This is a genomic window from Brevundimonas sp., from assembly GCF_044239655.1.
Classification (GTDB): Bacteria; Pseudomonadota; Alphaproteobacteria; order Caulobacterales; family Caulobacteraceae; genus Brevundimonas.
Window position 1 is genome coordinate 1 of sequence record NZ_JBIIAY010000102.1, and the last position, 11,433, is coordinate 11,433.

The 11,433-nt window shown below is 67.8% G+C and carries 14 protein-coding genes; 2 read left to right on the plus strand and 12 right to left on the minus strand.

Annotated elements, in window-relative coordinates:
• The 4 genes from ACILQR_RS12715 to ACILQR_RS12730 all read right to left on the minus strand — a co-directional run.
• A partial coding sequence (locus ACILQR_RS12715; RefSeq protein ID WP_395651773.1) for a DUF3168 domain-containing protein occupies positions 1 to 248 on the minus strand: 248 nt, incomplete at its 3' end.
• Positions 245 to 553, minus strand: a complete 309-nt coding sequence (locus ACILQR_RS12720; RefSeq protein WP_395651774.1) for a head-tail adaptor protein — start codon at positions 551 to 553, stop codon at positions 245 to 247. The genes ACILQR_RS12715 and ACILQR_RS12720, both read right to left, overlap by 4 nt.
• 35 nt (positions 554 to 588) lie before the next feature.
• Positions 589 to 855: a head-tail connector protein gene (locus ACILQR_RS12725; RefSeq protein ID WP_395651775.1), complete on the minus strand. Its 267-nt coding sequence runs from the start codon at positions 853 to 855 to the stop codon at positions 589 to 591.
• Between the two features lie 211 nt (positions 856 to 1,066).
• Complete coding sequence (locus ACILQR_RS12730; protein WP_395651776.1) at positions 1,067 to 2,329, minus strand: phage major capsid protein; 1,263 nt, start codon at positions 2,327 to 2,329, stop codon at positions 1,067 to 1,069.
• 254 nt (positions 2,330 to 2,583) lie between these two features.
• Here ACILQR_RS12730 and ACILQR_RS12735 point away from each other — a divergent pair, with 254 nt between their 5' ends.
• On the plus strand, positions 2,584 to 3,201 hold the full coding sequence (locus ACILQR_RS12735; protein ID WP_395651777.1) for a YoaK family protein: 618 nt from the start codon (positions 2,584 to 2,586) through the stop codon (positions 3,199 to 3,201).
• Here ACILQR_RS12735 and ACILQR_RS12740 read toward each other — a convergent pair.
• The 8 genes from ACILQR_RS12740 to ACILQR_RS12775 form a co-directional block, all read right to left on the minus strand.
• Positions 3,198 to 3,602, minus strand: a complete 405-nt coding sequence (locus ACILQR_RS12740; protein ID WP_395651778.1) for an HK97 family phage prohead protease — start codon at positions 3,600 to 3,602, stop codon at positions 3,198 to 3,200. The two genes, ACILQR_RS12735 and ACILQR_RS12740, sit on opposite strands and share 4 nt — an antisense overlap.
• Before the next feature lie 158 nt (positions 3,603 to 3,760).
• Complete coding sequence (locus ACILQR_RS12745; protein WP_395651779.1) at positions 3,761 to 3,988, minus strand: hypothetical protein; 228 nt, start codon at positions 3,986 to 3,988, stop codon at positions 3,761 to 3,763.
• A complete protein-coding gene (locus ACILQR_RS12750; RefSeq protein ID WP_395651780.1) occupies positions 3,988 to 5,151 on the minus strand; it encodes a phage portal protein in 1,164 nt (387 codons plus the stop codon). Before ACILQR_RS12750 ends, ACILQR_RS12745 begins: the two co-directional genes overlap by 1 nt.
• Before the next feature lie 15 nt (positions 5,152 to 5,166).
• Positions 5,167 to 6,318, minus strand: a complete 1,152-nt coding sequence (locus ACILQR_RS12755; RefSeq protein ID WP_395651781.1) for an SGNH/GDSL hydrolase family protein — start codon at positions 6,316 to 6,318, stop codon at positions 5,167 to 5,169.
• The gene (locus ACILQR_RS12760; RefSeq protein ID WP_395651782.1) at positions 6,318 to 6,599 is read right to left on the minus strand and encodes a hypothetical protein; all 282 of its coding nucleotides are present in this window, start codon (positions 6,597 to 6,599) and stop codon (positions 6,318 to 6,320) included. The genes ACILQR_RS12755 and ACILQR_RS12760 overlap by 1 nt, the downstream gene beginning before the upstream one ends.
• 56 nt (positions 6,600 to 6,655) lie before the next feature.
• Entirely contained in the window at positions 6,656 to 7,852 is a 1,197-nt protein-coding gene (locus ACILQR_RS12765; protein ID WP_395651786.1) for a DNA-packaging protein, read from the minus strand.
• Complete coding sequence (locus ACILQR_RS12770) at positions 7,815 to 8,243, minus strand: hypothetical protein (protein ID WP_395651783.1); 429 nt, start codon at positions 8,241 to 8,243, stop codon at positions 7,815 to 7,817. The genes ACILQR_RS12765 and ACILQR_RS12770 overlap by 38 nt, the downstream gene beginning before the upstream one ends.
• Positions 8,244 to 8,373: 130 nt before the next feature.
• Positions 8,374 to 8,853, minus strand: a complete 480-nt coding sequence (locus ACILQR_RS12775; protein ID WP_395651784.1) for a YcgN family cysteine cluster protein — start codon at positions 8,851 to 8,853, stop codon at positions 8,374 to 8,376.
• Positions 8,854 to 8,889: 36 nt separating this feature from the next.
• Between ACILQR_RS12775 and ACILQR_RS12780 the strand changes: the two genes are divergently transcribed.
• Positions 8,890 to 10,704 carry an ABC-F family ATP-binding cassette domain-containing protein gene (locus ACILQR_RS12780; RefSeq protein WP_395651785.1) on the plus strand — a complete coding sequence of 605 codons (1,815 nt, stop codon included), beginning with the start codon at positions 8,890 to 8,892 and terminating at the stop codon, positions 10,702 to 10,704.
• Positions 10,705 to 11,433 lie beyond the last annotated feature (729 nt).

Here is an 11,433-nt window from a genome sequence, read left to right on the forward strand (position 1 = left end):
ATCGCCCGCGCCTCTTCCGTCCCGGCAAAGCGCGACACGCAGTGCAGGGTCAGGGTGTGCTCGATCCCGCACGCGTCCGCCGCCACCGGCCGGCTCTGCGACCGGCCGATTCTCAGGTTCGGATACGCCGGGGTCTTCGGCGGCTCATCCCAGATCCGCGCCGGCTCGCCGAGCAACGCCTGCAAGGCCGCATCGTCCTTCAGCCAGCCGATCAGCGCCTTCTGCAACGCGCTCTCGTGATCGCTCATCGTCCGCGCTCCAGGCTCAGGGTCGCCCGGCCGGGCCGCTCGGCTTCACCGTCGATCCGCCGGATCATCCAGTCCCCGCCGCCGAACCGCAGCACCCGCCCCTCGCTCAGCCGAGGATCGACCCGCACCTCGGCCTCCAACGTCTCCACGGTCCGCGCGATATCGTCCTCGGCCCGCTCCCGCGACCGCCGTGCGCCCAGCGCCAGCCAGACCACGCCCAGGCTCTCGAACGACACCGTCCGTCCGCCATACGGCGTCTCCGCCTCGACGGGCTCCAGCAGTTCGGCCAGTGTCCTTGCGCTCAAGTAGGCCGAAGGCGGGTAGCGCGACGAAGCGGGGCTCACAGCCGCACCTCGCGATACGGCGCGATCCAGGCGGTCACCGGCGCAATCGGCATCTCGCTCTCGCCGCGCTCATAGGCGCGCAGCACCAGCGTCAGGATCGCCAGCCTCAGCGGCGCCGCCGACGTCGAGGTCAGGCCCGTTCCCACCTCACCTTCGACCCGCGCTCGGGCCGCATCGATCAGCGTCTGGATCAGCCCATCCTCCGCGGCATGCTCGACGCGCAGAAACAGCTTCGCCTCCGTGAGGCTCACGGGTGCGGTCATGGGTATTCTCCAAGTTTCCAGGATCCCTCTCCCCTTGTGGGAGAGGGCTTGAGCGCCCGCGAGCGCAGCGAGTGGCCTCGCGCGAAAGGGTGAGGGGTCGCTCTCAACGGGATCAGGCGTCGGCAAAACCCCTCACCCGTTCGCGCCAGGACGACGGCTTCGCCGCCGTGCGCGAACTCCCTCTCCCGCAAGGGGAGAGGGAGGAGTCACGTCAGCTCGCGCTGAACTTCATCACCTTGATCGCATCAAAGTTCTGCACCCCGCCGCCGACCCGCTTGGTCGTGTAGAACAGCACATAGGGCTTGGCCGAATAGGGGTCCCTCAGCACCCGCACACCGGCCCGGTCGACGATCAGATAGCCGCGCTGGAAATCCCCGAACGCGATCGAGGCGCTGTTGGCCGCGATGTCCGGCATGGTCTCGATCTCGGTAACCGGATAGCCCAGCAGGGACGCCGTCTCGCCCGGCCGCGTCGCCGGCGACCAGATGTAGTTGCCGTCCGCGTCCTTGAACTTGCGCACGGCACCGACCGTCTTTCGGTTCATCACGAACCGTCCGTTCGGCCGATACTGGGCCTTGGGGGCATAGATCAGGTCGATCAGCTTGTCCGCCGGATTGGTCCCGACAAACGCACCCGCAGCCCCCGACGCCACATAGCCGATGTCGCCCCAGGAATGGGACGCGTCGGCCACCAGCGAATAGCTCAGGAACCCCTTGGGCTTGTTCGTCCCGTCGCCGGTGACGAAGGCCTGGGTCTCCTGCGCCGCGAACGCGTCCTCGACCTCGGCCGCCAGCCATTCGTCCAGGTTGATCAGGGCGTCATCCAGCAGGCTCTGCGTCGCCGCCGGATTGGCGTAAAGATCAGCCGCCGGGAACTCCAGCAGCGCCAGGGTCGCCGGATCGGTCTCCGGGCGCGCGGCGGTCTCGGCCACCCAGCCCGAGGCGATCCCCGCCGTCGACACCGGCTTCCTGAACACGCCCGACCCCACGGTGCGAACCGTGCAGATCTCGCGCATCGGAGACCCCGCCATCAGACGACGCTCGATCGCCCGCTCGGTCTCCGGCGGCACGACATAGCCCCCCGACCCCGACGCCGACGACAGCCCCGCCTTCAGCTCCAGCCCCAGATCACGCCCGGTGCGGATATACCCATCGAACGCCGCCTTCTCCTCCCCGTGAAACGGGGAGGTGGCTCGACCGAAGGGAGAGACGGAGGGGCTGCCAGACCCGGACTCACTGCCCAGCCCCGGCCTGCGCTGCTCACTCATCACCCGATCCAGCCGCGCCTGCGCCGCCCCCACCGCCTGGTCGATCCGCGCCACCTTCTCCTCCAGCAGCGTATCGGCCGAACTCTTGCGTTCAATCTCGTCCAGCCGGGCGTCATTCGCCCCTTTGAACGCCTCGAACGCCGCCATCATCTCATGCATGGCAGCGCGCGCTTCCGGCGAGGCGGAAGCCTGTTTGGTCTCTTTCATGATGTCTCCGAGTTTCCACGAATTAGGTTTCGCGGTGGGTTTGGGGCGTGGAAAACCGCGCCCGAAAATTTCAAAAGTGCCGAGCTCGCGCTGACTTCCGTTCGGCCCCCGAACAGAGCCACCATCAATCGCCGGGTCGGGGTGTAAAGCCCACGCCGCACCCTGTAGCATCGCGGTCTTGGCGTTCGGCGGCGTCGCGCGCCTCCCGGTCTGCTTCAAGGGACATGATGGTCCAGCTCGATCGACGAACACGAATGCTCGCGGCCTGCTTCTCGGCGGTGGCAGGCTATGTCGACGTCGTCGGATTTCTCATGACGGGCGGCTATTTCGTGTCTTTCATGAGCGGCAATTCCACCCGACTGGGGATCGGTCTGGCGGGCGGCGGTTCTTCCGCCGGAGTCGCCGCGGGATTGATCCTGGCCTTCGTCCTGGGCGTGGTGATCGGTGCCAGCGTTGGCCGTATGGCCGGGGCGCACAAGCAGCCGGCCATCCTCGGCCTGGTGACCGCGCTCCTCTGCCTGGCCGTACTGATGCACGGGCTCAGCCTGGGCCTCCCGGCCGTCATCCCGCTCGCCTTGGCCATGGGGGCCCAGAACACGGTCTTTGCGGAGAACGGCGAGGTCAGGGTAGGCCTGACCTATATGACCGGCACATTGGTCAAGCTGGGCAAGCGCGTGACCGCCTCACTCTGGGGTGGAGATCCCTTTGGATGGTTTCCCTACCTGCTGCTCTGGGCGGGGCTTCTCGGCGGCGCCGTCGTGGGTGCCCTCACCTTTGCCCGGTTCGGCCCGAACGCCCTGATCGCCGCGATTGCGGTGATGCTGGTCCTGACCCTGATTTCGGCGACCTCGCACAGAGTCAAACCTGGCTAGACCGACGCTGCGAACCTCGCCCCAGGCAGCATGGGAAAGGTCACCAGCGACACCTCCCACAGCTCCACCTGGGTCAACACCCGTAAGCGCCCGTCACGTCTCGCCTTGGCCGCCCGGAACCCGATCGACAGCCCGTCCAGCGCCCCCGCGCGGCTGAGCGCCGCCGCGAACCGCGCCTCGGCGGACCAGTCCTCGATCCGGCCCCGCACGTACAGCCCGCGCTCGTCCTCGATCATCTCGTCCCAAACCCCGACCACGGCGCGGGCCTCATGCTGATGCAGCATCCGCACCCCGGCGGCACCCGTCCGCGCCAGGCTGTCGCCGAACGCGCCCTCGGCCACCACGTCGCCGTTCAGATCGGCCGTGCCCCACAGGGAGGCATAGCCTTCGATCCGCAGCATATCGTTCTCCCTCCCCCGCGGGGGAGGGTGGTCGGAGCGCAGCGGAGACCGGGTGGGGAGGGCAAGGCAATCAGCGCCGTATCGCCCTGACGTCCCCACCCGGTCGCTTCGCGACCTGCCCTCCCCCGCGGGGGAGGGAGAATCCTGTGCCGAGCCCCTCATCTCCCCGCCTCCAGCCGCCGCTCGATCCGCTCGACGGCCGCCCGCGTGGCGACCCCCTGTTCCTCCAGCCGCGCCAGTCGCTCGGCGACCAGCCTCTGTTCGCTGACCCGCACCTCCAGCGTGGCGATCCGCGCCGCCGCGCCCCCGGCCCAGACCAGGCCGCCGATGGTCTGCACAATCAGCGCCACCACAAGCGCCAGCGGAACCCGTTTCACCTGTTCCATCAGTTACCGACCCCCGCCATCCGCCGCCGCTCCTCGTCCGTCAGGAACGCCGCCGCGTTCAGCCGTGCCCACAGCGCATCCCGCTCGCCCTGCAAGGCGAACACACTCTCCAGATCCGCCTCGATCCGCAGATCGGCGGTCCCGAACCTCGGCCCCAGCCACCCCGTCAACGCCCCCGCCGTCTTGCGCACCAGCGGCACCACCGTCCCGCGCCAGAAGGCCGCATTGGCCTCGCGATAGTTGGCGTAGGTCGCATCGCCGGGGATCCCCAGCAGTTGCGGCGGCACCCCGAACGCCAGAGCAATCTCGCGCGCCGCCGCGTGTTTCCCGGCGATGAAGTCCATCTCGGCGGGCGACAAACTCATCGGCTTCCAGTCCAGCCCGCCTTCCAGCACCAGCGGCCGCCCGGCGTTCATCGCCCCGGAATGTCCCTCCAGCTCGGCCTTCAACAGGGCGAACTGCTCGGCCGTCAGCCGCTCCCCGTCCCGACCGCCATAGACCAGCGCCCCGCTCGGCCGCGCCGCATTGTCCAGCAGCGCCTTGTTCCAGGCCCCCGACGCATTGTGGACATCGATCGCGAACGCCGCCGCCTCCAGCGGCGACAGGCCGTAGTGGTCATCGGTCGGGTGAAACAACTTCAGCTGCATCGCGGGCATCCAGCCGTCCGCCCCGCGCGCCATCCGCACCGACCGCCCATCGACCGTGTACTCATAGGCGGCGGGCCAGCCCTGCGGCCCCGGCACGATCGTCACCCGATCGGGCCTCAGCGACCACAGTTCTTCGGGTGCCTCATCCCCCACCGCCTCCACATAGGCGTTCCCCGCCGTCTGCAAGGCCGCGTACAGCCCCTCCAGGAACTCCGCCCCCGCCTGTTCCGGATTGGGCTTGGCCAGCAGTCGCGCCAGCGGATGCGCATCGGCCCGCACCCCGTCCTCGAACACCGTCAGCGACACCGACGCGGCGGCTTCGGCGATCATCCTCACGCAGCGATAGACCACCGGATTCTTCGTGAACCCCTCGGACGCCAGCGCCGCATAATCCCTCGGCGTCCACCGTGCCCGCCCGGCGCTGGTCAGGGCGATCAGCGGCCCCGCGCGGCTGTCCTTGATTTCGGGCGCGACGACGCGCGCCCTTCGGCCCGTAAGCCAGGGAGGTAAGGCCATTCTCGATTCCTGTTGTCAGCTGATCGCGCGCCGCACCGCCTCGGCCATCTGGGCGTATCCGGCGGCATTGGGATGCAGGTCGTCGCGCATATATCCGGCCGCATGGGCCACCGTGTGGGTCGATCCCAGCACCGACCTGAAATCGATCGGTGCCTTCAATCCATTCGCCGTCGCCACGTCGACGACATAGCCGGCGAAGATCGCGTGATTGTCCGCGTAACTCCCGCCGATCGGGTTCGGAACGGCCAGCAGCACGTCCGCTCCCGCCGCGACCGAGGCCGTCACCAGGGCCTGGACATTGGCCTTGAACGTCTCTTCCGACGGCGGCGCGGCCGCGTTGAAATCGTTGATCCCGATGCAGATCACCGCCAGATCGGGCGCCTGCTGGGCCAAGGCATTGATCGTGTTCCAGGCCACCACCGTGTTGGCCAGATCGCCGGAGGTTGCGCCCGACCACCCCGCGTTCAGCACGCTGATCTCGCGCTGGGTGCTGTCATGGGCACCCAGACCACAGATCCAGGCGATGTTGGCGAACTCGGCCGGCTTGGCCAGATCCAGCACATGGACCCCGCGCGGCACGCTCAGTGTCGCCTTGCCGATCCGGTTGACGCCCGCCCCCCGGTCCGTGGACAGAGTGGCCAGCGCCGCCCCGCCGTCGACCGCGAGGCTCAACGCCGAGACCGACAGGGTCAGGGCGTAATAGACCTCGAACGTGTCCACCACCCCGCCCGGATCGAACCGCACCCGGCCCGTCCCCGTCGTCCCGATGAAGAAGCCCCCCACGGTGGCGTTGTTCACCCCCGACGACACCGTCCTCCCCTCCGTTCCATCGGGAAAGCTCACGCGCGGATCGAATGCCGTGATATCTGCGGCGTTCTGATTGCCCCGGGTATTGCGTCGCGACGCCCTCAGGCCCCGCGCCGTCAGCTGGCTCGCCAGCTGGCTGGGCCAGGACCCGGCCTTGTTATTGTCGCCCATCCCGACGGCATAGGCGCCGTGCCCCGCCGTCGTGCTGTCACCGAGGCACAGCAACCGCGCATTCCGCTGCCCCGCCTGCATCGCCCTGACCGCCGCCGACCACCGTGGCAATCCCGGCACGGCGAACGGGGCGGGCCCCGGCGGGGTCGGCCCCGCCGGAGCCATCTTTAGAAGATCGAACGCCAGCATCAGTCGAACAGCGCCAGGATGGCCTCGGCCGTCGTGCCGGTCGCCAGCACCCGCCGCGTCTGCACGGCCAGATACCCGATGGGGTGGTTGGTCAACGTCACCGCCGTATCGTCGCCGACCCCCGCGGGGATCAACCGCACGTCGCCGGCGATCCCGACGTACAGGGCCTTGGCGACGGCGCTCAGGTCGGTCGTGTCACTGGGCGTCACCGCCTCGACCCGGCGGGCCGGCGACCCGGCCGACGGCGCGCGCGTGGAATAGGCGTCCGGAATGGACGGCATGGTCGTCTCCTGATTTTTGGGTGAAACGATCCCGCATCGGCGGGCTCGCGGGTCGTCTAGAGGCAGCGGATCCGGGGGCCCGGCCGCGCGTCGATCAACAGGTCGGTGATGGCCCAGACCAGGGCGTCGGCACGGTCGGGGCTCGCCCCGGCCACCTCGGCCCCCAGAGCCATCATTTCTTCTTCGAGCTGGGGAAAGGCCGCGCAATGCACGACCCGTCCCTGTTCATACAGGGCCGCCACCGGCTCGGCCCGCGACCGTTTGCCGGTCGAGGCATGGACCAGCCGGATATGCGTCTCGCACCCGGCCTGTGACAGGATGGTTCGCACCATCTCCCCGCCTTGGTTGGACTCGGCGACGATGGAATGCGCGCCGTACATCCCGGCCGCCTCGACCACCGCCTTCGCCCAGCCGTTCGGCGACAACCCCCGCCGCGACCGGTCCGCCAGCACATAGGCGTTTCGTCCCGCCCGCCCCACGACGACGATGCCACAGGCATCGCCGTGCGTGGTGATCGGCGGGTCCACCGCCACCACGATCCGCTCCAGCACGGCCGGCCGGTTTCCCCGTGCCCCCGCCAGGTCGGCGGCGGTGAACAACGCCCCGTCCGTCTCGACCACCAGCCCCTCCAGCTCCTGCGCCGCCAGGCTGGTCCCGCCATACAGATCGCTCAGATGCGCCAGAAACCCCGGCGACAGATTGTCCGCGTTCTCGGACGTGGGGCCACGATCAAGCCAGACCCCCGGCTCGGCCATCAGCTTCCTCAGCACCGCTGTCGGCCGGGGCGTTGTGGTCACCAACAGCCGGGGATCATCCCCCAGCCGCAGCCCCAGCCTCAGATTGGACAGCACCCGTTCCGGCCTGCGCCATGCACAGACCTCATCGGCCCACGCCGCATGAAACTGTGGGCCCCTCAGACCGTCCGGGTCCTCCGCAGAGAAGGCATAGGCCACGGTTTCGTTCGGCCAGACCAGCCGTTTGCGGCTGGCCTCCCAGCGCGGCGTGTTCTCCGGATCAGCCAGGGCGATCAGCCCGGACGGCCCCTCGACCATGACCTCGCGCACATCGTGCAGGGCCGACCCGACGAGGGCGAGGTTCAAGCCCTCGGTACGCGCCAGATCATTCAGCCAATAAGCTCCGGCATAGGTCTTTCCGGATCCGCGCCCGCCCAGAACCAGCCAGGTCCGCCAGTCGTGGGGTGCCGGGGCCTGATGCCTATGAAAATCCGGCGTCGCCCTGTGCGCTTCCTTCAGTTCGTGCGGCTTGAGGCCACGGAGCCAGGCGCTTTGCCTCGATATGTCCCCGGAGGCGATTGAGACGGGATTCCAGCTCGGTTCGTAGCCGTTCCACCTCGGCGGGGTCCATGTCGTCGTCTCCATCGTCGATGGCGTCCTCGCTCATGTCGTCCTCATTGTCGTTGGCATGGGATTTCGGTGGCTTGGTCAGCAGCCCATCGACCAGCTTGATGGTGCGCGCCATCGCGCCGATGGTCCGCACACGGCGTTCGATCGTCAGGATCTCACCCTTCGTCGAGGGGCTCTCCTTGAGCTGATCCATCTCTTCGTCGACCATGGCCTGAAGCCCGGACAGAAGATCCACAGCCAAAGATCGTCCCCGCATCGCCCGCCCCGCCTCGTCCTTCATTCCGGCCATGAACGAACTATAGCGGACCAGCGCCCCTGGGCGCGTAAATGGCCTCGAGAATCGTCCAATCCCTTATTCTGCAAGGGATTGGTCGCTCGAAGTTCGCAACCTGGGACCCGCGGACAAGCCGTCAGCCGCGCTCGACGTCCCATTCCGGGGCTTCATAGGCCACCGCATCCTCGGGGTTTTCTAGGTCCAGCTCGGAAATCGTCTGACCTCGCACCGACACTCCCGCCTCATGGACGCTCTCGGGATCGCCCGACACCAGCGGATGCCAGTTCGCCAGCCCCCTCCCCTCGTCGATCCGGCGATAGGCGCACGACTTGGGCATCCACTTCAGCTCTTCGATATTCCACGGCGTCAGCTTGATGCAGTCCGGCACATGGTCCTTGCGGTTCGCATAGTCCGTACATGTGCAGGCGTTGCTGTCGAACAGCCGGCAATGCACCTTGGTGGCGAACACCTCGCCCGTATCCTCGTCCTCGAACCGGATCAGGCAGCACAGCCCGCACCCGTCACACAGGCTCTCCCACTCCTCGCGGGTCATCTGCTCCAGACGCTTGGTCTGCCAGAAGGGCTTGGAGCCCGGGGTCGTACGCTCTACATCCACGCGTCCTCTTAGCCTCCCCGGCTCCCGAAAGCACCTATGGCTCCCAGACCCCCCCTCGTCGCCCTCAAGGACGTCCGCTTGCAGGACGGCCAGCGCCCCCTGTTCGACGGCGTCGACCTGGCGATCGAACCCCGCACCCGCTCCTGCCTCGTCGGCCGCAACGGCGCCGGCAAGTCCACCCTGATGAAGGTCGTGATGGGCCTGATCGAGCCCGACAGCGGCACCCGCTCCATCCAGGGTGCAGTCAAATTCGCCTATGTGCCGCAGGAGCCCCTGATCGCCGGCGAGACCCTGCTGGACTACGCCACCTCCAACGACGCCGAACACTGGACCGCCGAGGCCTGGCTCGAGACCTTCGGGATGGACCCCAGCAAGTCCACCAAGGGCCTGTCCGGTGGCGAGATCCGCCGCGCCGCCCTGGCCAAGGCCTTCGCAGAGGAGCCCGACCTGCTGCTGCTGGACGAGCCGACCAACCACATGGACATCCTGGCGATCGAACTGCTGGAAAAAGAGATCATCGCCGCCCGCTGCGCCGCCCTGATCGTCTCCCACGACCGGGCCTTCCTGAACCGCGTGACCCAGTCCTGCCACTGGCTCGACAACCGCCAGGTCCGCACCCTGAACAAGGGCTTCGACGCCTTCGATGAATGGGCCACCAAGACCCAGGAAGAAGAGGCCATCGCCTTCCAGAAGCTGACCAAGACCATCGAGCGCGAGACCGCGACCTTCTACAGTTCCATCACGGCCCGCCGCAGCCGCAACGAAGGCCGCGCCCGCAGCCTCGACGCCCTGCGCGCCGAACGCGCCGAACAGGCAAAGGACCGGCCCCGCGAGCTGTACCTCGGCGTCGATTCCGGCAACACCTCGGGCAAGCTGGTCGCCGACCTGAAGGGCGTCACCAAATCCTTCGGCGACCGCGTTGTGATCAAGCCCTTCACCAGCCGCATCATCCGCGGCGACCGCCTCGCCATCGTCGGCCCGAACGGCGCGGGCAAGACCACCCTGGTCAAGATCATGCTCGGCGAACTGGCCCCGACCGAGGGCACGGTCAAACTGGGTGCCAGCCTCGAGACGGTCTACCTCGACCAGTCCCGCGACGGCCTGCGTTCGGACATGACCCTGTGGGACGCCCTGACGCCGGGCGGCGGCGACTCGATCATCGTGCGCGGCATCTCCAAACACGTCGCCGCCTACGCCAAGGACTTCCTGTTCACCGAGGCCCAGCTGCGCCAGCCGATCTCGACCCTGTCGGGCGGCGAGCGGAACCGCCTGCTCCTGGCCCTGGCGCTGGCCAAACCCGCCAACATGCTGGTCCTCGACGAACCGACCAACGACCTCGACATGGACACCCTCGACAAGCTCGAGGAGCTCTTGGAACAGTACGACGGAACCCTGATCCTGGTCAGCCACGACCGTGATTTCGTCGACCGCCTGGCGACCTCGACCATCGGCATGAACGGCCGTGGCGACATCGTCGAGACCCCCGGCGGCTGGACCGACTTCATCCGCCAGAACCCGGACTTCCTCAAACAGATCGCCGAGGGTCGGTCTGCGACGCCCGCCGCCGCTTCGGAGCCGGTGCCGGCTGCGGCGAAGGCCGCCCCGGTCGCCAAGGGCAAGATGTCGTTTAAGGACACACACCGTCTCAAGGAGCTCGACACCCTGATCCACGAGCTCCCCGACACCATCAAGGCGCACCAGGCCCGCCTCGACGACGTGAATTTCTACAGCCGCGACCCCGCCGGCTTCGCCTCCACGATGAAGGCCCTCGAAGCCGCCCAGCACCGGCTCGCCGCCGCCGAGGAGGAATGGCTGGAGCTGGAAGCGAAACGCGAGGCCTTGGCGGGATAGTCGTCTTTTTCTGCCCTTATCCACCGGCTGCCAGCCGTCCCGCCGAAAGATGACAAGTCAATGACATTGGCAACTTCCGTGCGTCGCGGAACTGTTATCCACCGGTCAGGGCCATATTCATCCCCCGTTTGATCCCCATTTACCGTGTTCGGACCACTTGCTGGATCCCGCGTTTGGAGCGAGCTTGATCAGGCCGAGGGACACGGCGGCGCGGAAATCCGGGGAGACCTGGGGCTCAAGCGGGTCGGTCCGGCTCTCTGATCCGGCACTTCGCCAAAGGCGCTTTCGGGCGACAGCGGGGAAGTCAGGACAGGGCCAAGGCTCCTGATGCGGAACGCTTCGGCGGGAAGGATCGAGGGGAACCGGGCCGGGATCGATGAACGACGGCGGGGCGCAATCTCCGACGGACCGGCATCGGACAGGAGCCGACAGGATACAGCCGAATGCTTCCGGGGTCCGCTCCGCAGGCAGAACGCCAGGGCCCTGAACCTCAATGGCCAAGTCCCAACCCGGACTTGGTGAGGGGACGAGAGCAAGGGTTCGCCCGGGCTGTCGTCCCCTCGCTCAATTCTGGTGGTCGCTGCGCGACGTCGCTACCGCTCGGCTCGCGGAGCCTCGCTGCTTGAGCGACAAGTGCGTTCTCCTCTCCCGGTGGGAGAAGGAAGTATCTGTCGGTAAATTCCGCACGATCCGCACGATCCGCACTGTGTTTTCGCCGACGAGATCTGC